20 protein-coding genes are annotated in these 19,615 nt (G+C 71.7%); 11 read left to right on the forward strand and 9 right to left on the reverse strand.

What is annotated here, in order from left to right; genetic code table 11:
* Nucleotides 1-2: 2 nt before the first annotated feature.
* Entirely contained in the window at nucleotides 3-719 is a 717-nt protein-coding gene (locus tag ACW62_RS18330) for a pirin family protein (RefSeq protein ID WP_053205565.1), read from the reverse strand.
* The gene (locus ACW62_RS35895; protein ID WP_240477340.1) at nucleotides 716-1,198 is read right to left on the reverse strand and encodes a hypothetical protein; all 483 of its coding nucleotides are present in this window, start codon (nucleotides 1,196-1,198) and stop codon (nucleotides 716-718) included. Before ACW62_RS35895 ends, ACW62_RS18330 begins: the two co-directional genes overlap by 4 nt.
* Nucleotides 1,199-1,322: 124 nt before the next feature.
* Between ACW62_RS35895 and ACW62_RS18340 the strand changes: the two genes are divergently transcribed.
* The 6 genes from ACW62_RS18340 (at nucleotide 1,323) to ACW62_RS18365 (ending at nucleotide 7,888) form a co-directional block, all read left to right on the forward strand.
* Nucleotides 1,323-2,522: a PucR family transcriptional regulator gene (locus tag ACW62_RS18340; RefSeq protein ID WP_053205567.1), complete on the forward strand. Its 1,200-nt coding sequence runs from the start codon at nucleotides 1,323-1,325 to the stop codon at nucleotides 2,520-2,522.
* A 100-nt stretch (nucleotides 2,523-2,622) separates the two neighbouring features.
* Nucleotides 2,623-3,807: an acyltransferase domain-containing protein gene (locus ACW62_RS18345; protein ID WP_053205568.1), complete on the forward strand. Its 1,185-nt coding sequence runs from the start codon at nucleotides 2,623-2,625 to the stop codon at nucleotides 3,805-3,807.
* Between the two features lie 2 nt (nucleotides 3,808-3,809).
* On the forward strand, nucleotides 3,810-4,829 hold the full coding sequence (locus tag ACW62_RS18350) for a beta-ketoacyl-ACP synthase III (RefSeq protein WP_053205569.1): 1,020 nt from the start codon (nucleotides 3,810-3,812) through the stop codon (nucleotides 4,827-4,829).
* 104 nt (nucleotides 4,830-4,933) lie between these two features.
* Nucleotides 4,934-5,179 (forward strand): acyl carrier protein, encoded by a 246-nt coding sequence (locus ACW62_RS18355; RefSeq protein WP_053205570.1) that lies wholly within the window; start codon nucleotides 4,934-4,936, stop codon nucleotides 5,177-5,179.
* 4 nt (nucleotides 5,180-5,183) lie between these two features.
* The gene (fabF, locus tag ACW62_RS18360; RefSeq protein WP_053205571.1) at nucleotides 5,184-6,443 is read left to right on the forward strand and encodes a beta-ketoacyl-ACP synthase II; all 1,260 of its coding nucleotides are present in this window, start codon (nucleotides 5,184-5,186) and stop codon (nucleotides 6,441-6,443) included.
* A complete protein-coding gene (locus tag ACW62_RS18365) occupies nucleotides 6,443-7,888 on the forward strand; it encodes an acyl-CoA carboxylase subunit beta (RefSeq protein WP_053205572.1) in 1,446 nt (481 codons plus the stop codon). The genes fabF and ACW62_RS18365 overlap by 1 nt, the downstream gene beginning before the upstream one ends.
* A 459-nt stretch (nucleotides 7,889-8,347) precedes the next feature.
* Here the strand turns inward: ACW62_RS18365 and ACW62_RS18370 are convergent, their stop codons facing one another.
* Both ACW62_RS18370 and ACW62_RS18375 read right to left on the reverse strand, forming a co-directional pair.
* Complete coding sequence (locus ACW62_RS18370) at nucleotides 8,348-8,842, reverse strand: DUF3145 domain-containing protein (RefSeq protein WP_046768129.1); 495 nt, start codon at nucleotides 8,840-8,842, stop codon at nucleotides 8,348-8,350.
* A 545-nt stretch (nucleotides 8,843-9,387) separates the two neighbouring features.
* Complete coding sequence (locus ACW62_RS18375) at nucleotides 9,388-10,542, reverse strand: DNA glycosylase AlkZ-like family protein (RefSeq protein WP_053205573.1); 1,155 nt, start codon at nucleotides 10,540-10,542, stop codon at nucleotides 9,388-9,390.
* 89 nt (nucleotides 10,543-10,631) lie between these two features.
* Here ACW62_RS18375 and ACW62_RS18380 point away from each other — a divergent pair, with 89 nt between their 5' ends.
* From ACW62_RS18380 to ACW62_RS18390, 3 genes are all read left to right on the forward strand, one after another.
* A complete protein-coding gene (locus ACW62_RS18380) occupies nucleotides 10,632-10,901 on the forward strand; it encodes a helix-turn-helix domain-containing protein (protein WP_053205574.1) in 270 nt (89 codons plus the stop codon).
* Between the two features lie 82 nt (nucleotides 10,902-10,983).
* Entirely contained in the window at nucleotides 10,984-11,208 is a 225-nt protein-coding gene (locus ACW62_RS33280) for a helix-turn-helix domain-containing protein (protein ID WP_083459897.1), read from the forward strand.
* A 62-nt stretch (nucleotides 11,209-11,270) separates the two neighbouring features.
* Complete coding sequence (locus tag ACW62_RS18390) at nucleotides 11,271-11,537, forward strand: helix-turn-helix domain-containing protein (RefSeq protein WP_205629448.1); 267 nt, start codon at nucleotides 11,271-11,273, stop codon at nucleotides 11,535-11,537.
* 303 nt (nucleotides 11,538-11,840) lie between these two features.
* Here ACW62_RS18390 and ACW62_RS18395 read toward each other — a convergent pair whose 3' ends face one another.
* The 5 genes from ACW62_RS18395 to ACW62_RS18415 form a co-directional block, all read right to left on the reverse strand.
* On the reverse strand, nucleotides 11,841-12,515 hold the full coding sequence (locus tag ACW62_RS18395; RefSeq protein WP_157574837.1) for a hypothetical protein: 675 nt from the start codon (nucleotides 12,513-12,515) through the stop codon (nucleotides 11,841-11,843).
* A 339-nt stretch (nucleotides 12,516-12,854) separates the two neighbouring features.
* Complete coding sequence (locus ACW62_RS18400; RefSeq protein WP_053205577.1) at nucleotides 12,855-14,054, reverse strand: hypothetical protein; 1,200 nt, start codon at nucleotides 14,052-14,054, stop codon at nucleotides 12,855-12,857.
* A gap of 308 nt (nucleotides 14,055-14,362) precedes the next feature.
* Nucleotides 14,363-15,853 carry a M81 family metallopeptidase gene (locus ACW62_RS18405; RefSeq protein ID WP_053205578.1) on the reverse strand — a complete coding sequence of 497 codons (1,491 nt, stop codon included), beginning with the start codon at nucleotides 15,851-15,853 and terminating at the stop codon, nucleotides 14,363-14,365.
* A 3-nt stretch (nucleotides 15,854-15,856) separates the two neighbouring features.
* The gene (locus ACW62_RS18410; protein ID WP_053205579.1) at nucleotides 15,857-16,255 is read right to left on the reverse strand and encodes a RidA family protein; all 399 of its coding nucleotides are present in this window, start codon (nucleotides 16,253-16,255) and stop codon (nucleotides 15,857-15,859) included.
* On the reverse strand, nucleotides 16,252-17,523 hold the full coding sequence (locus tag ACW62_RS18415; protein WP_053205580.1) for an aspartate aminotransferase family protein: 1,272 nt from the start codon (nucleotides 17,521-17,523) through the stop codon (nucleotides 16,252-16,254). Before ACW62_RS18415 ends, ACW62_RS18410 begins: the two co-directional genes overlap by 4 nt.
* A 139-nt stretch (nucleotides 17,524-17,662) precedes the next feature.
* On the opposite strand from ACW62_RS18415, the gene ACW62_RS18420 reads away from it, so the two are divergent.
* Both ACW62_RS18420 and ACW62_RS18425 read left to right on the forward strand, forming a co-directional pair.
* Nucleotides 17,663-18,670 carry an IclR family transcriptional regulator gene (locus tag ACW62_RS18420; RefSeq protein WP_205629449.1) on the forward strand — a complete coding sequence of 336 codons (1,008 nt, stop codon included), beginning with the start codon at nucleotides 17,663-17,665 and terminating at the stop codon, nucleotides 18,668-18,670.
* Between the two features lie 29 nt (nucleotides 18,671-18,699).
* On the forward strand, nucleotides 18,700-19,614 hold the full coding sequence (locus tag ACW62_RS18425) for an SMP-30/gluconolactonase/LRE family protein (RefSeq protein WP_083459899.1): 915 nt from the start codon (nucleotides 18,700-18,702) through the stop codon (nucleotides 19,612-19,614).
* Nucleotide 19,615: the final 1 nt, after the last annotated feature.

Here is a 19,615-nt window from a genome sequence, read left to right on the forward strand (position 1 = left end):
GCTCAGCCCGCGGTGGCGTGCATCTCCCAGACGAGGAACTCGGCGGCGCCGCGGGCGGTCACCGTCCGGCCGCCCTCGTCGGTGAACCGGACGGCGTCGCCCTCGTCCAGGTGCCCGGCGGTCTCGACGTCGACGACGCCGCGCGTGACGTAGACGTGCACGAACGGCGCCGACGGCAGCGTCAGGACGTCGCCGGGTCGGGGCCGCGCGACGTGCAGGGCGGCGGCCGGCTGCCCGAGCCCGACGGCGACGTCGCCTGCGTGCCGTCGCAGCCCGCTGACCACCGGGACCAGCCCGCCGCCGGCGAGGTCCGCCGTCACGTCGGCCTGCCCGTACGACGGGTCGGCGCCCGGCGCGCCCGGCGGCACCCACATCTGCACGAACCGCGCGCCCGCGCCGGTGGCCAGCTCGGAGTGGCGGACGCCGCGACCGGCGCTCATCCGCTGCACCACACCCGGCGCCAGTGAGCCGCCGTGTCCCGCGGTGTCCTCGTGCGCCAGCGCGCCGGACAGCACCCACGTGACGATCTCGACGTCGCGGTGCGGGTGCACCGGGTACCCGCCGTGCGGCCGCGCGACGTCGTCGTTGGCCACCACCAGCAGCCCGAAGCCGACGTTGCCCGGGTCGTAGTGCGGCCCGAACGAGAACGAGTGCCGCGACACCACGCCGTCGCCGGGCGTGACGAACCGGTCGCCCGCCCGCCGGACGTCGACGCTCACAGCCCGGTGCGCGCGCCCGCCGACTCCATGCGGGCCAGCCACTCCCCCATGCGGCCGGCCGTCGGCGCCGTCAGCAGCAGCCCGCCGACGCTGAACAGCGCGCCGATCGCCACCGGCAGCCACACCCCGCGGGCGAACGAGTTGACCAGCCCGATCAGCGTCGGCAGCTCGGCGAAGACCAGGCTGATGAAGGCCGCGCTGCGCAGCTGGCCGGACGCCTTCACCGCGTCGGGCGCGGCGCCGACGGGCCATGGCCGGACGACGCGGCGCGGGACGAGGAACGCCGCGGCCAGGAACACCACGCTCACCACGATCTGGCCGAACGCGTCGGTGCCCGTGCCCGGCTCGTCGCCGACGGTGAAGATCGCCACCAACGCGATGGCCACGACACCGCCGAGCATGGCGAGACTCACCAACCGCAGCGCGCGGCCCAGGACGTCGGTGGGTGCGCCCTCACCGGGCGATGTGGGGGTCGACATGGCCCGCAGCCTAATGCCCGGCGCGAGCGGGGCCCGACGCCGGACCGCCCCGATTGTCCGGTCACCACAACGACCACGCCCCTGGTCCACCGCCGAGGGGCCCCAGCCGCGTACGCTGCCGAGCATGCGGTCCACCTCCGACGCCGAGCGCCCCGGCGCCCACGGCACCAGCCGGCACGAGCGCTCCGTGCACCTCCTGGAGCGCGCGACCGGACGGCTCGCCACGGCGGCGATCGCCCGCATGGAAGACACCCTCAGCTGGTACCGCGCGATGCCCGCGGAGCAGCGGTCCTGGGTGGGCCTGGTGATCCAGGCCGGCATCGCCGCGTTCGTCGACTGGTACCGCAACGCCGACGAGTCCCGCCCCACGCCGACGGCCGACGTGTTCGGCACCGCGCCGCGCGACCTCATCCGCTCGATCAGCCTGCAGCAGACCGTCGAGGTCGTCCGGGTCGCGATCGAGGTGGTCGAGGACAACGTCGAGGACGTCGTCGGGCCCGACGACGTCCGCGACGTCCGCGAGGGGGTGCTGCGGTACTCCCGCGAGGTCGCGTTCTCCGCCGCGCACGTCTACGCCCGCTACGCCGAGGCGCGCGGGTCGTGGGACGCCCGGCTGGAGGCGACCGTCGTCGACTCCCTGCTGCGCGGCGAGGTCGACGAGGACGTGCGGTCGCGGGCGTCCGCGCTGGGATGGACGGCGGCCAGCGGCGTCGTCGTCATCATCGGCCGGCCGCGGCCCGACGACGGCACGTCGGCCGACGAGATCCGCCGCTCGGCCCGGCACGCCGGGTACGACGTGCTCACCGGCGGGCAGGGCGACCGGCTGGTGGCGGTGCTCGGCCGGGTCGAGGACCCGTTGCAGGCGGCGACCGCGATCGTCACCCACTTCGGCCCCGGTCCGGTGGTCGTCGGCCCGCTGGTCCCGGACCTCGTGTCGGCGGCGACGTCGGCCCGGCCCGCCGTGACGGGGCTGCTGGCGGCGGCCGGCTGGCCCGACGCGCCCCGTCCCGTCTCGGCCGGGTCGCTGCTGCCCGAGCGGGCGCTGGCCGGCGACCTGGAGGCGCTGAACGACCTCGTCGCCGAGCTCTACGTGCCGATCGCCGAGGCCGGCCCGGTCGTGCTCGAGACGCTGGCCGCGTACCTCGAGACCGGCGCGTCCGTCGAGGCCGCGGCCCGGCTGCTGTTCGTCCACCCGAACACCGTGCGGTACCGGCTGCGGCGGGTCACCGACGTCGTCGGGCTGACCCCGACCGACCCCCGCGACTCCTACACCCTGCGGCTCGCGCTGTCACTCGGACGGATGAACCCGCCGGCCATCGAGTGACCGCCGCGGGCGTCGTTGTGGGAAACCCCCAAACTTAGTGGGACGACCTTGTGACCGCGGCCGACCCCTTCTACGCCCGGGTAGCCGCGAGGCTTGAGGGGTGCTTGTGATCGTCGCTCCCGGTCAGGGATCCCAGACGCCCGGTTTCCTCACGCCGTGGCTGGAGGACCCGTCGTTCGCGGCCCGCATCGACTGGCTGTCCGCCGTCGCCGGGCTGGACCTCGCCCACTATGGAACCGAGGCCGACGCCGACACCATCCGCGACACCGCCATCGCCCAGCCGCTGCTGGTGGCGTCTGGTCTGGTCACGGCGCTCGCGCTGTTCCCGCACCCTGCCGACGGGTTCGCGACGGTGGGCGCGGCGGCCGGGCACAGCGTCGGCGAGATCACCGCGGCCGCCGCCGTCCGCGTCATCACCGCAGAGCAGGCCATGGTGTTCGTCCGCGAGCGCGGACGGGGCATGGCCGCGGCGGCCGCGAAGGAGTCCACCGGCATGACCGCCGTCCTCGGCGGCGACCCCGACGACGTCCTCGCGACGCTGGAACGGCACGGCCTCACCCCCGCCAACGTCAACGGCGCCGGCCAGGTCGTCGCCGCCGGCACCGTCGCCCAGCTGGAGGCGCTGGCCGGCGACCCGCCGCAGGGCGCCCGGCTGCGCGCGCTCCCCGTCGCCGGGGCATTCCACACCACGCACATGGCGTCGGCGGTGAAGCGGCTGCGGCACTACGCTCAGTCCATCAGTACCCACGACCCCCGCACGCTGCTGCTGTCCAACCGCGACGGCCAGGTCGTCCACGACGGCCGCCAGGTGCTCGACCGGCTGGTCGACCAGGTGTCCAACCCGGTCCGCTGGGACCTGTGCATGCAGGCCATGGCCGACCTCGGCGTCACCGGCGTGCTGGAGGTGCCGCCGGCCGGCACGCTGACCGGCCTGGCCAAGCGCGCGCTGCCCGGCGTCGAGACGTTCGCGCTGAAGACGCCCGACCAGCTCGACGCCGCCCGCGCGTTCGTCGAGCAGCACGGCGGCCAGCCCAGCCCGCTGGCCACCAACCCGACGTGGCGCCTCGTCGTCGCGCCGGTCAAGGGCACGTTCGCGGCCGGCGGCGCCAAGACCGGCGACCTCCTGGCCGCCGGCGACACCGTCGGCACCGTCGGGTCGCTGCGCGACACCGTCCAGGTCACGGCCGGGCACGGCGGCACCATCATCGAATGGCTGGTCGAGGACGGCGACTCGGTCGCCCCCGGCCAGCCACTGGTCCGGCTGCACCCCGAGGCGGTGGCGTGAACATGAGCGCACTCACGATCCAGTCCGAGCGGCAGCCGCGCGCGTCGCGCATCCTCGGCATCGGCGGCTACCGGCCCAGCCGGGTCGTCACCAACGCCGAGATCGTCGAGCAGATCGACTCCTCCGACGAGTGGATCCGCACCCGCTCCGGCATCGAGAGCCGCCGCTGGGCCGGCGACGACGAGACCGTCATCTCGATGAGCCTCGCCGCCGCCCGCAAGGCGCTGGCCGACGCCGGCATCCAGCCCGAGCAGGTCGACTGCGTCATCGTCTCCACCGTCACGCACCTCTACCAGACCCCGTCCGCCGCCGCCCAGATCGCCTACGAGCTGGGCACCAACCGGGCCGCCGCGTTCGACGTCTCCGCCGCGTGCGCCGGGTTCTGCTACGGCCTGTCGCTGGCGTCGGACATGGTGCGCGTCGGCACCGCCGGCCACGTCGTCGTCATCGGCGTCGAGCGGCTGTCCGACCTCACCGACCGCACCGACCGGTCGACGGCGTTCCTGTTCGCCGACGGCGCCGGAGCCGCGGTCGTCGGACCGGCCGCCGGCGCCGCCGACGCCGGCATCGGCCCCGTCGTGTGGGGCTCCGACGGCCAGCACCTCGAGCACATCACGCAGAAGGAGAACTGGCGCGACGCCCTGTTCAACGAGACCGGGCCGGCGATGCCGCACCTGGTCATGCAGGGCAACCCGGTCTTCCGCTGGGCGTCGTACGAGATGGCGAAGGTGGCCCAGGAAGCGCTCGACGCCGCCGGCGTCACCGTCGACGACCTCGACATGTTCGTGCCGCATCAGGCCAACATGCGCATCACCGACGCGATGGCGCGCCAGCTCAAACTGCCCGAGCGGGTCGCCATCGCCCGCGACATCGCCACCCAGGGCAACACCTCGGCGGCCTCGATCCCGCTGGCCATCGAGCGCATGCTCGAGACCGGCGAAGCCCAGAGCGGCGATCTCGCCCTCATCATCGGCTTCGGCGCAGGGCTGGTTTACGCCGGCCAGGTGATCCGCATCCCCTGACGTCAGGCCACGTGCCCGCCCGACGCCGTGCGGGCACCTACGATCGTCACCGACCACGAATCGGTCACGAGGCATCACCCACACCAACGAGGAGAACCACAGACATGGCCAGCACCGAGGAGATCCGCGAGGGTCTTGCCGAGATCGTCAATGAGATCACCGGCGTTCCCGCCGAGGACGTGCAGATCGACAAGTCCTTCACCGACGACCTCGACATCGACTCGCTGTCGATGGTCGAGGTGGTCGTCGCGGCCGAGGAGAAGTTCAACGTGAAGATCCCCGACGAGGAGGTCAAGAACCTGGCCACCGTCGGCGACGCCGTCACGTTCATCGAGAAGGCAGGGTCCTAAACAGATGTCGCATTCCCAGGCACGAGTCGTCGTCACCGGGCTCGGCGCCACCACGCCCGTCGGGGGCGACGTAGCGTCGACCTGGGAGTCCCTGCTCGCCGGTCGATCCGGCGTACGCAAGCTGACCCAGGAGTGGGTCGCGGACCTGCCGGTGCAGATCGGTGCGCCGGTCGCCGTCGACCCCTCCGAGGTCCTCCCCCGCGTCGAGGCCCGGCGGCTGGACCGCTCGGCCCAGTTCGCCATCATCTGCGCCCGCCAGGCGTGGGCCGACGCCGGATTCTCCGGCAAGGCCAGCGAGGCGGGACTCGACCCCGACCGCGTCGGCGTCGTCTGCGCCTCCGGCATCGGCGGGCTCACGACGCTGCTGTCCAACTACGACCAGATGCTCGCGTCCGGCCCGCGCCGGGTGTCGCCGCTGGCCATCCCCATGCTGATGCCGAACAGCCCGTCCGCGAACGTCAGCATCGAACTGCAGGCACAGGCCGGTGCGCACACGCCCGTCAGCGCGTGCTCGTCCGGCGCCGAGGCGCTCGCCTACGCCGTCGACATGATCCGGCTGGGCCGGGCCGACGTCGTCGTCGCCGGCGGCACCGAGGCGGTCATCTCTCCGCTGCCGATCGCCGCGTTCGCGAACATGATGGCGCTGTCCAAGCGCTCCGACGACCCCACGGCCGTCAGCCGCCCGTTCGACAAGAACCGCGACGGCTTCGTCCTCGGCGAGGGCGGCGCGCTGATGGTGCTGGAGTCGGCCGAGCACGCCGCGGCCCGCGGCGCCCGCGTCTACGCCGAGATCGCCGGCTCCGGCATGAGCGCCGACGCCCACCACATCGCCCAGCCCGAGCCGACCGGCCGCGGCGTCATCACGGCGATCCGCAAGGCCCTGACCGACGCCGGTCTGTCCCCCGACGACATCGCGCACGTGAACTGCCACGCCACGTCCACCCCGACCGGCGACGCCGCCGAGTCCGTGGCGCTGAACGCCGTCTTCGGCGACCGCACGCCGTCGATCCCGGTCACCGCGCCGAAGTCGATGATCGGGCACCTGCTCGGCGGCGCCGGCGCCGTCGAGTCGCTGGCCACGGTGCTCACGCTGCACCACGGCCTGGTGCCACCCACGGCGAACGTCGACGACGTCGACGACGACATCAACCTCGACATCGTCCGCGGCACCCCGCGAAAGCTCGACGACGGTCCGCTGGCCGCGCTGAACGACTCGTTCGGGTTCGGCGGGCACAACGTCGTCCTGGCCTTCAGGAGGACCTGATGACGGCTCTGGCGGATCGTTCGGCATCGTCCAGCACCGCCACCCCGACGGCCAAGCCGCCGCGGGAGCAGGACCCGCGGCACCCGAAGCACCGGCTCGACGCCCTCTTCGACGACGGCTCGCTCGAGCTGATCAGCGCCGACGACCTCAGCGGCATGCTCGCCGCCGTGGGCACGGTGCACGGCACTCCGATCGTCGCGTTCTGCTCCGACGCCACGGTCATGGGCGGCGCGATGGGCGCGGACGGCTGCCAGGTCGTCGTCGACGCCTACGAGCGGGCGCTGGCCGACGGCGTCCCGATCATCGGACTGTGGCACTCCGGCGGCGCCCGGCTGCCCGAGGGCGTGCTCTCGCTGCACGCCGTCGGCCGGATCTTCGCCGTCATGACCCGCGCGTCGGGCAAGATCCCGCAGCTGTCCGTCGTGCTCGGCCCGGCCGCCGGCGGCGGCGCGTACGGCCCGGCGCTCACCGACATCGTCATCATGGGCCCCGAGGGCCGGGTCTTCGTGACCGGCCCCGAGGTGGTCCGCTCGGTCACCGGCGAGGACGTCGACATGCTGCGCCTCGGCGGCCCCGAGCCGCACGGCCGCCGCTCCGGCGTCGTCCACGTCGTCGCGAGCACCGAGCGGGAGGCGCTGGACCGGGCGCGATCGCTGGCGGCGCTGCTCGGCTCGCCGGGCACCCTGTCCGTCTCGGCCGTTGCCGATCGCGACCTCGGCGTGCACTTCCCGGAGTCGGCGAAGCGCGCGTACGACGTCCACCCCATCGTCACGGACCTTCTCGACGACGACACCGGCGTCGAGCTGCACCCGCGGTGGGCGCCGAACATCACGACCACCCTGGGCCGGTTCGGCGGCCGCACCGTCGGCGTCATCGCGAACAACCCGCTGCGCCTCGGCGGCTGCCTCGACTCCACGTCCGCGGAGAAGGCCGCCCGGTTCGTCCGCATGTGCGACGCCCTCGGCGTGCCCCTCCTCGTCATCGTCGACGTTCCCGGCTACCTGCCCGGCGTCGGCCAGGAATGGGACGGCGTCGTCCGGCGGGGCGCGAAGCTGCTGCACGCGTTCGCCGAGGCGACCGTGCCGCGGGTGACGCTGGTGACCCGCAAGGTCTACGGCGGCGCGTACATCGCGATGAACTCGCGCGCCCTCGGCGCCACGCGCGTGTTCGCCTGGCCGACCGCCGAGGTCGCCGTCATGGGCGCCGTCGCCGCCGTCCGCGTCCTGCACCGGCGCAAGCTGGCCGAGGTGGCGCCCGAGCTGCGCCCCCAGGTCGAGGCGGAACTGGCCGAGGAGCACGCCCGCATCGCCGGCGGCCTCGACCGCGCCCAGGAACTCGGCGTCGTCGACGAGATCATCACGCCGGACCGGACCCGCTCCGCGCTGGCCCGCGCCATTGCCGAGGCTCCCGAGCGGCGGGGCGCGCACGGCAACATCCCGCTCTAGGGTGTGTCTCCCAAGTCTCGGCCGTAGCGAGCGGAGTCCAGGTGGATGCCTCGCAAGGCCGAGGAGGGAGTCATAGCGGGGTTCTATGACGACTGACGAGAACGCAGCGAGGCGCCGCCTGGGCGTCGCGCAGTAGGCCACGGACTTGGGAGACACACCCCAGCTTTCCCGGCCCGGACTCCCGCCTCGCCAGGGCCGTCTGGCGGGGCGGGAGTTCGCTTTCGTCCCGCAACGGGAGCTCGCTTTCGGCCCCACAAACGGAGCGCCCCGGACCGCGTTCGGTCCGGGGCGCTGCTACGTGGTGAGGCCGCTGTATTTCCCGGTCACCGGGCCGGGGACAACCACCGATGCCGGAGCGGCCACGTCTTGAGGTGTGTTACTAGTCCGTGACCATACCGAGGACTCGGCGTCTTGTGAAGGCCCTGCCGGGGATCAATTTCGTCCCGTCCGCCGGCCTGCTCAGACGACCTGGTGCAGCCACCGCACCGGCGCCCCGTCGCCCGCGTACCGGAACGGCTCGAGCTCCTCGTCCCAGGGCGCGCCGAGCAGCCGGCGCAACTCCTCCTCGAGGTCGACCTCGCCCAGGGACGCCTTCACGACGGCAGCCTTGATGCGGTCCTCGGGGATCATGATGTCGCCGTGGACGCCGGTCACCGCGTGGAAGACGCCCAGCTCCGGCGTGTAGGAGTAGCGGGCGCCCTCACAGCCCAGGCTGGGCTCCTCGGTCACCTCGAAGCGCAGATGCATCCAGCCACGCAGCGCCGACGCGATCTTGGCGCCGGTGCCCGACGCACCCTGCCACGACAGCTCGGCACGGTACATACCGGGTGCGGCCGGCTGCGCGCTCCAGTCCAGCTTCACGCGCACGCCAAGAGCGCCGGCCACTGCCCACTCGATGTGTGGGCACAAGGCCGACGTAGCAGCGTGAACGTACAGAACGCCACGAGTCGTCACCGGATCCTCCTGCGGTTCGAGGGACGCCTTCCCCTGCGACCTCGTTCCCGCCCAGGTGAACCTGCGACGGCTCCATTGTGCACGACGAACCCTCCCGCCGCCACGTTCCCCGCCGCACCCGCCCCGGCGTGTCCCCGCGGATCTCGCACAGCCCAGCGCGACGAGCGGACACCCGCCCGCGCGAAGCGCCAACCCGACACGGCGCCCGACCCAACACCATGCGGCCCCGCGCCGCCCGGCCCGCTGCGTCGGCCCCGCGCCGCCCGGCCCGCTGCGTCGGCCCCGCGCCGCCTGACCCGCCCGGCCCGCTGCGTCGGCCCCGCGCCGCCCGGCCCGCTGCGTCGGCCCCGCGCCGCCTGACCCGCCCGGCCCGCTACCTCAGCCCTGCCGCGACCGCGCACCGTCCAGTGCATCCCGGCCCGAGGCGGCCTCAGCACCCCGCCCGCTCTGGCCGAACAGCACACCGTGCTCGTCGGGGCTCCGCACCTTCAGGTGTTCACCCGCCGGGCACACGTCCGCCGTCGAACGCTGCGCCGGCTCGATATTCAGTTGGCAGTGTTGATGCGCACCTCCTCTGCGTCGAAGAACCGCCCGATGACTTCGGCGTCGGCGACGACGGCGGGGTGGCCGGCCCAGGCGGGCGGCAGCGCGCCGAACGGCGACACCGTGAGGGTGAGTCGGCCGCGACTGGTGCGGCGCCGCCAGGTGCCGGCGATCTCGCCGTCGCACAGGACGATGCCGGGGTTGGCCGCCGCTGCCCAGACCTGCCGGCGCGCGGCGGCGTCGGGCAGGAGGAAGTCGCGATCGGCCAGTTCGGTGAGCGGATCGTAGGGACCGAGCAGCCGCAGCTCGCCAGGCTTCGGCGGAGCCTGGAGCAGCGGCAGGTCCGCGGCGAGCACCCAACCACGCCGCCCGTCGACCTCGACGTCGGTGAGGTCGGGCTCGGCCAGTGACCACCACCGCTTCGCCGCCGCCGGCGTGAGCGACAGCCAGGCGGCGAGCTGAGCCGGCCGCACGGGCCCGGCCGCGTGGACGAACCGGCGGACGAGCTCGGCTCGGGCCGCGTCTGTCCCGCCACCCGGAGCAGCCCAGACTGCCGACGCCGCGGCACCAGGGCCCGACGCCCCAGCCGTCGCGCCGTCCACCTCGGCAGAGAGGAGACGGAACCGGAACACCTTCGACGACTCGACCTCGATGACGAGCGCGGCCTGCAGCGTGGCGTAGCGGAACAGCGCGTCCTGCACGTGGTGCACCCCGCACCCCTGACACCACGGCGCCAGCCGCCGATCGACCCGCGGCGAGACGGCGCCGGACAGCTCGCCCTTGGTGCGCGCCACCCCGTCGGCCATGATGTCGCGCACGACGGCGGCGACGTCGTCGACGGCAGCGCCGAAGCCGGTCCCGAGGTCGGCGCCGAACGGGCCGATCGCCTGCTTCGCCAACTCCGCCCCATCGTCGACGCGCAGAGCGGCGGCCAGCAGGCCGAGGTCGTCCGATCGATGCACATGCATGGCGGCTCGCACCGAATGCACCAGTACGCCCCGATCCGAGGCGGCCGCAGACGCCCCGCGCAGCGCCAGCGCGAGCCGCGCCGTGGCACCCACTGGATGATCCTGCACGCCCGTGAGCAGCACCGATCCCGAGCCCGACAGCCCGCCGGCCGCGGCTCGATAGGCGAGCACCTGCGCACGCGTGATCATGAGCCCACCCTGCCACCCGGCACCGACAGCCTCAGAATGCCATCCATAGTCTGTCGACCCATAGTTCCCACGCCCCCGACCGTGGACGAGTGTCCACGACCGAGGAGTACGCCCGCGGCCTGCGCGAGGCGTTCGGCGCCCGGCTGCAAGAGCTGCGCGACGCCGCCAAACCCGAGCTGAGCCAGGAGGCCCTGGCCATCGCCGCCGGGTTGGATCGCTCGTACGTCGGGATGCTCGAGCGCGCCGAGCGGACCCCGTCGATCTTCGTCGTGCACCTCCTAGCAGGGGCGTTGGGACGGTCGGCCAGCGATCTGCTGCCCGCTCACCCACCACCCGTTCTGCCCACTGTGCCCGAATAGCACCCTCACCCAGAGTGACCCAACCTGCGCATGCTACTCATAGTCTGTAGATCTTGGAGGGGGCGACCCGCAGCGTAGACGGGTGCCCCAGCCTCCCGACGACGAGCGCCGCGCCCTCAGCGCGTTCGGCACCCGCATCCGGGAACTCCGCCGTGAGCTGGGCCTCAGTCAGGAGGATCTTGCCGAACGCGCCAACCTCCACCGCACCTACGTCGGCTCGATCGAGCGCGGCGAACGCAACGTGGCGCTGCTGAACATCCATCGGCTCGCCCATGCGCTGGGAGTCACCGCCCGCGATCTGCTCTGACGCCGACGGGTGCTCGCCATAGTCTGTCGACGAAACGATCATCATGCCTCGACGGTGAGGGGATGCCCGCACACGACGACGTCAAGTCCCGCAAGGCCGAGTTCCTCATGGCCTTCGGCGAGTCGGCGCGCGCCCGCCGCGCGGCGCTCGGACTGACGCAGCGACAGCTGGACGCCCTCATGGGCTACCGCGGCAAGTTCTCCGGCGGCGTCGAACGCGGCACCCGGAACCTGACGCTGGACAACCTCTACCTGCTGGCGGCGGCCCTCGAGGCCGACCCGCGCGACCTGCTGAAGGGCAGCCAGCAGCAGCCGCCGCCCGCTCCCTGACGTCGAGCGCGCTTCCGCACCCTGGCGGCGAACCTGACGTTCGCATCGCGGCTGGATGCGCTCGGGCGACTTCCTGACACCCTTGCGTCTCAAGGATCGGTGTCAGCCAGCCCTGCAGCCGCTCAGTGACCCGCTCGCGAGGCCCCGGCGGATGAAGGCGACCTCATGCGGTTCGACCCGAGCAGGACGCGCACCGACGACCCCGCCCCGGCCAGGGCGGAGATCGGTCGGGCCGACGTCCAGCGATGTGACGGCGGCGGTGCCTCCCATACCTCGCGCTGCGCTGGTCTCGTCGGCGGTGGATCACTCGCCCTGTCGCGCCGCTTGCCCCGAGGTGCCGTCGCTGTACGGGCCCCAACGCTCGAGGGGTCCGAGACTCGCGTCGATCAGGTCCTGGTTCTTGAGATCGACGACGTAAACGCCATTCCACAGGAAGAATCCGATCCGCTCGAGCAACGCCCCGAGCCGGAGGCAGGTCAACTCCGCCGCCACCCGGTCCTGGCCGCGGCTTCTGAAGTCGGCGGGCGAGAGGCGGCACACCGCGAGCCGGGCGTTGTTGGAGAAACGTTCCAGCGCGGCGGCGATGAGCGGCGCAGCAAGGCCATGACCGCGCCATGCCTCCGCCACTTCGAACCAGCCGACGATGACCATGCGTGACGGGCCTTCGCCGACCCTCGCGTCGAGCTCGGGCACCAACGTACCGTCAGCGAGGTCGATGATGGTCTCGGCGATGAACTCGAGGGCCCACTCTCCCAGCTCGATGGAGTCGAGCAGGTTCCGCTCGCCGTCGAGGTCTGCGACGGCCAGCTTGATGTCCGACACGTGCCGGTAGCGTGGGTCGCAGACGTCGAGGTCCCAGACATCGGCCGACACCTCCCAGTGCTCCGGCAGATCGTCATCGGCCATGGTCTGCCACCAGAGCATGCGGTGGCGGACAGTCAGTTCGACGGACATCGGGTTCGCGGGCAGATCAGCCATCCCAGCCACCTCGCACCCTCGAAGGGCCATGCCGACAAGAACTCAGATCCGTGACGTCGTGTCGCGGATGGAACATCGCTCGCCTGCCTCCGTCTGTGGCGGGCCGGTCAACTCGACGGTGGTACCGGAGATTTTCCCCCAGCGAGCCAGAGATGCAAGTCGGACAACACAAGACAGCGATTCGCGCGTCGGACAACGGCGCCCGCCGCGCAGGCAGAGTGCGCCATATCAACGCATCGGCGTGTCGCTAGGGGATTTCCAGCTTTCCTGGCGCCGAGGACGTGAGCCGTCCAGCCGACTGCCAGGAGCAGACCTGCCGGTTGCGGATCTGGGGACGGGTCAGGATGCGCTGAGCTGCTGATGCACCCCGTGAGTAGCGTCGACGTCAGCACCTGCCAGCCGCCCGCGCAATGCCCTGACGCCATCCTCGAGCGTCTCGAGCGCCGCCTTGACGGTCAGGTCAGCACGCTGCGTCGCGCCCGCTGCCCGCTGCAGGCGCTCGACTTCGCCGCGCAGCCGCTCGTTCTCCTCGAGCAGCTCGACCAGCCGGCGGTGTTGCGCACGCCGCGACAGGGTGGAGCCTGGCGAGCCGGCGGCCGCAGCATCGTCGCGTGCGTCCACCTCGACCCCGACCACGCGAAGCTCGGCCCCGACGGTGCCGTAGTAGTCCGCCGCCTCGCCCGCCTCGAGCATCTGCTCAACCTCGGCGGCTTCGCGCGGGAGAGTGATGAGACTGCCACGGTCTCGCTGCGAGAGCCCGAAGATGTGAGCCAGCCGCCGCGGCCCACTCCGGTCGATGCGCACCGATCCGAGAATCTGGTGCCGACGTGGGTCACGCGGGTCGTCGAGCTGCACGCCCGGAAGGTAGGTGCGGATCGCGCCGTCCGGGATGGCGTGGAGTTCACCGACCATCTCGTTGAACTCGTGCTCGACCTCGCCGGCCAGCAGGAATGCGTTCCCCAGCCCCACGACCTCCCACATGACGTCGGCCGCCCAGGAGTAGAACGCCTCCGTGTCACGCTTGCCCTGCCGCGCCACATAGACCGGACCGAGCCTGGAACTGTCCGCCAGGTAGTCCATGAGATCCGGCAAGTCGGCGGAATCGACCCAGGTCGGAGCCGTCGCGCTCGGTACTACGCCATCGAGGCACGAGAGGTCGGCCAGGATCGATCGCAGCACGGCCGGCACGGACATGAAGGGGACACGTGCAGGTGGGTCGCCGTCGTCGTCGGCGACCTCAATCTCCGTCCGGAGCCAGCCCGGGCGACCAGCATCCTCGACCGCGGTGATCGTGGTTCGCCAGATCTCGGTCCGCCCCTGCGCGAATGGGTGCAGGCGCCGCCACCGATAGACGGCTCTGCCGTCGTTCTCGTGGCGGGCGATCGTGATGACGTCGTCGGGATCGAGAACATACCGACCTGGTGCACCGGCATGGATGCCTATCTCCTTCGTCTTCGACCACCGCTCCATGTGCTCGATCACCGTAGCCACGCAGGGCCCCGCCTCGACCTCCAGGAATGACCGGAATCCCACAGACATCAGTCGGCCCTCCTGTCGTGCGAGCGGATCGCGTTTCGGTAGATAATACTTGAGTTTTGAATTACACCCAAGCCCTGCTGGCCGTGTTTTTGAAACGATTCGGTATCAGCTGGGAAGGCGGCGGCAGGTACCGCCGCAGAGGCTTGGCCGGCTCCGCAGTCGATGAACAGGTGTTTTACTCTCGCCAGCTGATCACGACCAACACAGGATGGCGGACTGAGACATCCACGCGCCTCCGCCCGTCAACCCCGACCTTGTTTTCGATCTGTGAAACTCCTCAGCTGTGGCTCATACAGGCGTCCAGAACGTCATCGGGCAGCCGCCGACGGGAACGTGGCGGGCTCGAACGGATACAGCGGGCGGCGCCGGCGCCGGTAGTCGAAGCGCTCCAGGCCCATCGCGGTGACGCCGTCGGTGTCGACGACCACCAGCCGCGACGCGATCGGCGCGTACGCCGCACGAGGCCCGTTGACGCCCTTCGCGACGATCACCTGGAACGTCGCGGGGTCGAGGCCGAGGGCCGTCAGCTGGCGGCGGCTGGTGTTCATCGTCTGCCGCGACATCAGCACGATCGTCGGGCCATCGGTGGTCTCGAGGACGGCGGTCGGGCCCATGTCGAACCAGCGGAATCCACCGTGCGTCGGCGCCGGCTCCTCGAATCGGCCGTCGGAGATCACCCGGACGCGGCCCTTCACCGGCACCGGCGCGCCGGCCGAGTGGTCATGCCGGGCGCCGACAGACAGGCTCACCTCGGCCCCCACTCCGGCGGCGACGCACGCCGCAGCGGCCTCGGGGTCCCACAGCGTCTGGACCAGGGAACGCAGCCCGCGGCGCAGCGCAGCAGTGAGGATCACGGTGGAGTCGCCGGGCGCGCCGGCCCCGATGTTGTCGCCGACGTCGAGCAGCACGACCGGCCCGGGCTCCTGTTCGGCGAGGTCCAGCGCCTCCTCGACGGTGTGCCCGCGGGCCTGCAAATCGTCGCGGCACGACCAGACCGCCTCGGCCAGCTCCCATGCCGCCCACTCGGCGGCGAGCAGGTCGCCGTCGTGCACGGTGAGACAGGACATGCCGACGTGCGGCACGTCGGCGTACGGGAAACCCTCCAGCACGCCGGCCCACAGCATGCCCGGGCGCTCCGCGACCCGCCCGGCGGCCGCGATCAGCGACGCCATCGGCTCCTCGCCGGTGTCCTGCCGGGCGATGTTCACCACCAGCGGCAGCGGCACCAACACCTGCACCGGCGTGATCTCGCCACGCGCGGCCCGGACCACCAGCTCCGTGCACCGCGCACCCTGCACGGCGGCGTCGACGTGCGGGTTGGTCTGGTACGCGAGTGTGACGGTGAGCGCGTCGACCAGCGACGGCGACGCGTTGCCGTGCAGGTCGAGGACGGCACCGACCGGCACGCCGGGCCCGATGACGGCACGTACCCGCCGGGCCAGCTCGGCATCGGCGTCCGGAAGGTGCTCGGCTACGGCGGCGCCGTGCAGGTTCAGCAGGACGCCGTCCCACGGACCGCCGCGGGCCAACTCACCGAGCATCTCGCCGGCCAGCCACTCGAACGCGTCCTGGGTGACGGCGCCGACCGGGTTGACGAACGCGAAGGTCAGCGGAACGATCTCGACGCCGAGCCGCTCGCCCGCGGCGAGATAGCCGCCGATCGTCGTCGACGAGCCCTCGTACTCGTCGATGACACCGGCACCGCGGAAGAGCCCGCCCGACGCGAACAGGGCGCGGTCGGCCTGCAGTGGCGAGAACGTGTTGGCCTCGTGGAACAGTCCCAGCAGCGCGAGCCGCACCGGTCAGCCCTCCCCGTCGCCGGCATATGCGACGACGTCGATCTCGAACCGGACCTCGTCGGTGAGACAGCCGGTGAGCGTGGTCCGGGCCGGCAGCGGCGACCGGAAGTACTCGCGGTAGAGCCGGTTGAACTCCGGGACGTCGGCGATCTCGTGCACGTAGCAGCCGGTCCGGACAACGTGCCGCAGGCCGAGGCCGGCTTGCGCGAGGACCCGGCGGACATTGTCGACCGATCCGTGGAACTGCTCCTCGAACGTGCCCGGCACCAGCCGCCCCGCTTCGTCGACCGCCGCCTGCCCGGACACGAAGACGAAATCGCCCGCACGCACGAACGGCCGGAACGGCGCGGCCGGCGCCTCCTGTTCGTCCGGCCCGGCGGCGGCCTCCGAGCCCGCCGTCACAGCCACTCCGTGAGCGTCTTGGCGAACCGGGTCAGCGCGGCGTCGAGCTCGCCCGGCCCGTGGGCGGCTGAGACGTACCAGACGCCGCGCGGCGCCACCCAGACGCCGTGGCCGACCAGCTCCTCGGCCAGCTCCTCATACCGGGCCAGGTCCAGCTCCTGCAGCGTGCGGTAGTCGACGACGTCGGCATCGCCGAAGGAGACGTGGAACGCGGCGGGCAGGCCGGCGGCACGCAGCGGTATGCCGTAGGTCTGGCCCAACTCGCGGATGCCGGCCATCAGCGCGGTGCCGTGCTGATCGATGGCGGCGTACGGCGGCTCGTCACGCAACAGCTCCAGGCTGGCCTTGACCGCGGCGGTCGCGACCACGGAGCCGTTGAACGTGCCGGAGTGGTTGACCTCGCCGGTGCCGAAGTGCTCCATCAGATCTGCCCGGCCTGCCAGCGCCGCCACGGGCCACCCTGCGGCCAGTGCCTTCGCGTAAGTGGCGAGGTCGGGCGTGACGCCGTACCGGCCGGCGGCGCCGTCGAGGCCGAGCCGGAACCCGGACAGCACCTCGTCGAAGATCAGCACGATGCCGTACGCGGTGCACAGTTCGCGGACCCGCTCGAGGTAACCGGGCCGCGGCTCGATGACGCCCGCGTTGATCATGACCGGCTCCATGATGACGGCGGCGATCAGATCACCCTCGGCGGCGAGCAACGCCGCCAGCCGGTCCGCGTCGTTCCACGGCAGCACGACGAAGTCGTCGAGGTGGCTGGCGAGCTGTCCAGCACTCGCCGGCCCCCAGCCGTCGCCGTCGGGCGCCGTCAGCACGTTGTCGAGCCAGCCGTGGTAATGACCCTCGAAGCGGACGATCTTCGTGCGCCCGGTGGCGGCCCGGGCCAGCCGGAACGCCGCCTGCACGGCCTCCGTCCCGGACACGCCGAAGCGCACCATGTCGGGCCAGCCGAGCGTCTCACAGACCAGTTCCGCCGCCTCGATCTCGAGCTCGTGCTGGCCACCGAAGATGACGCCGGTGCGGCTGGCCTCGCTGACCGCCCGCACCACGGGTTCCGGCGCGTGGCCGAGGAAGTTCGGGCCCTGACCCAGCAGGTAGTCGACGTATTCGTCACCGTCGACGCTGCGCAGCCAGGGTCCGCTGCCGCTCTCGAAGAAGATCCGCGGACCGGCCAGCCGGATGTTGGAATGGACACCCCCGGGGGTCCGCCGGCTGGCGCGCCGGTGGAGCTCCCGGGAACGGGGACGAGATCGAGCATCTGCGGTCATGAGGGTCTCTCCTGCCGGGGCGGGCTGAACCGTGACACCGGTACCAGGGCGTTTTATTTATCGAAACAGGCGCTCCACTTGGCAAATCACGCTACGATTGTGGAAACCGCGCGTCAAGGGGGCCAGTTCGCCGGCAGCCATGAGCTGCGCGCGGCGATCGACCGCCCGGCAGTCGGATTTCCGCGGTCGGCCCGAACTGGCCCCTGGTAAACGATCTTGCGTTCAGTATGCTTCTGAAACGACAGGTTCGGAACAAAAAACCCTTGGAGGCGGCGCCATGCCACGCAAGCGGGCCGCAGACCGCGACCACGACGACCTCGAGCACGCGCACGCGCACGCGCACGACGACGAGACCATCGATATCCATGCAGCCCCAGACCCGGCCACGGCCACCCCGGAGCAGGCCAGGAAGTACAACAACCGGTCTGTCGAGCGAGTCGTCTCGATGCTGAATGCTCTGCAGGAGGCGCCGGAGCCGATGTCGCTGGTTGAGATCCACCGCTCCATCCGAATGGCGAAAGCCACCGCCTTCCGCTACCTGTGGACGCTCGAGAAGCACCGGTACGTGGAGCGCGACACCGACGGCCGCTACCGCCTCGGGCTCGGCTTCGTCGGCATGCAATCCCGCGACCTCGACGTCCTGAAGGAGCGCGCACGACCGTGGCTCGAACGGCTGCGCGACGATACGGGCGAGACCACGAACCTCGGCGTGCTCGACGGCAGCGCGGTCCGATACGTCGAGGTGGCCGAGAGCCACCGTACGGTGCGCATGGCAAGCGCACCAGGCAGCCGTGACCCGCTGTATTGCACCGCGCTCGGCAAGGCGATCACCGCTCAGCTTCCCGAGGATCTCGTGCGCGAACTCCTCGATCAGGAGGAGATGACGCCGCGCACGCAGAGCACCATCACGTCGGTCGACGACTACCTCGCGCAGCTCACCACGGTGCGACTGCGCGGCTACGCGGTCGACGACGGCGAGAACGAGGTCGACGGCCGGTGCGTCGCCGTCGCGATCCTCGGCAGCCGCCTTCCCGCAGCACTGAGCGTGAGCGGCCCTGCCAGCAGGTTCCTGCCCGAGGACGTCGCCGGTGTCGCCAGCTCACTCATCGAGATCGCGGCACGGCTGCAGCCGATGAGACGCGACTAGACCGTCACAACGGCAGGGGGCGTGAACCGATGGCCGGACAGCAGGCCACGCAGGCGATCCATTGTCGCGCCGAAGTCGGCGAAGGCCCGGTCTACGACGAGGCGAACGACTCGCTGTACTGGGTGGACATCCCTGCGGGCCATCTGTGGCGGTGGAGCCGGTCTGACCGCAGCATGGCATACCAGTCCATCGGAGAGGCCCTTGGGAGCGTCGCTCTTATCGACGGCGGCGGCTTTCTCCTGGCCACCCGCCGTGGTGTGCTGATCCAACCGAGCTGGGCCGACCTTCCCCGTCTCTGGCTACCGATCGAGCCCGACCTCGCGACCCAGTTCAACGACGGCAAGTGTGATCCTCAAGGCCGCTTCGTGGCCGGTACGGCCGCGACCGATCCGAGGTTCACCGGCGCCCTGTACCGCGTCGACCACGACGGCACGACCGAGCAGCTGATCGACGGCATCGGCATGTCCAACGGTCTGGACTGGAGCCCCGATGGCGAGTACTTCTACCACGTCGACACGCTGTCGCAGACCGTGCAGAGGTACAAGTGGGACGCGGACGCGGGCGTGCCACGCGATCCGGTGGCGTTCATCGAGGTGCCATCGAGCGACGGGTTGCCCGACGGCCTCACGGTCGACGCCGAGGGCTGCCTGTGGCTGGCGGTCTGGGGCGCCGGGGAGATCCGCCGCTACGCTCCCGACGCCCGGCCGCTCGGCGCGATCAGCGTCGCCACCCCGAACGTGACGAGCTGTGCGTTCGGCGGACCGCGACGAGACCAGCTCTTCATCACCACTGCGGCACTCGCCGCGCCCCAAACGGGCCGCGCCGCCGCCCTCGCCGGCGACGTCTTCGTCGTCCGCACGCCGGTCCAGGGCCAGGCCCAGCGACATTTCCCCCGTCGCGACATCCCACCGGAACTCCTCGAACCCAAGCTCTCCGAGCTCTGAC

Source organism: Jiangella muralis (assembly GCF_001270745.1).
Taxonomy (GTDB): Bacteria; Actinomycetota; Actinomycetes; order Jiangellales; family Jiangellaceae; genus Jiangella; species Jiangella muralis.

What these genes read in the sequence shown, in the direction of transcription:
- ACW62_RS18390 (WP_205629448.1), top strand. Translation starts at nt 11,271, where the DNA reads ATGCCCGCACACGACGACGTCAAGTCCCGCAAGGCCGAGTTCCTCATG.
- ACW62_RS18395 (WP_157574837.1), bottom strand. Translation starts at nt 12,515, where the DNA reads ATGGCTGATCTGCCCGCGAACCCGATGTCCGTCGAACTGACTGTCCGC.
- ACW62_RS18340 (WP_053205567.1), top strand. Translation starts at nt 1,323, where the DNA reads ATGCGGTCCACCTCCGACGCCGAGCGCCCCGGCGCCCACGGCACCAGC.
- ACW62_RS18425 (WP_083459899.1), top strand. Translation starts at nt 18,700, where the DNA reads ATGGCCGGACAGCAGGCCACGCAGGCGATCCATTGTCGCGCCGAAGTC.
- ACW62_RS18350 (WP_053205569.1), top strand. Translation starts at nt 3,810, where the DNA reads ATGAGCGCACTCACGATCCAGTCCGAGCGGCAGCCGCGCGCGTCGCGC.
- ACW62_RS35895 (WP_240477340.1), bottom strand. Translation starts at nt 1,198, where the DNA reads ATGTCGACCCCCACATCGCCCGGTGAGGGCGCACCCACCGACGTCCTG.
- ACW62_RS18365 (WP_053205572.1), top strand. Translation starts at nt 6,443, where the DNA reads ATGACGGCTCTGGCGGATCGTTCGGCATCGTCCAGCACCGCCACCCCG.
- ACW62_RS18375 (WP_053205573.1), bottom strand. Translation starts at nt 10,542, where the DNA reads ATGATCACGCGTGCGCAGGTGCTCGCCTATCGAGCCGCGGCCGGCGGG.
- ACW62_RS18355 (WP_053205570.1), top strand. Translation starts at nt 4,934, where the DNA reads ATGGCCAGCACCGAGGAGATCCGCGAGGGTCTTGCCGAGATCGTCAAT.
- fabF (WP_053205571.1), top strand. Translation starts at nt 5,184, where the DNA reads ATGTCGCATTCCCAGGCACGAGTCGTCGTCACCGGGCTCGGCGCCACC.
- ACW62_RS18400 (WP_053205577.1), bottom strand. Translation starts at nt 14,054, where the DNA reads ATGTCTGTGGGATTCCGGTCATTCCTGGAGGTCGAGGCGGGGCCCTGC.
- ACW62_RS18420 (WP_205629449.1), top strand. Translation starts at nt 17,663, where the DNA reads ATGAGCTGCGCGCGGCGATCGACCGCCCGGCAGTCGGATTTCCGCGGT.
- ACW62_RS18415 (WP_053205580.1), bottom strand. Translation starts at nt 17,523, where the DNA reads ATGACCGCAGATGCTCGATCTCGTCCCCGTTCCCGGGAGCTCCACCGG.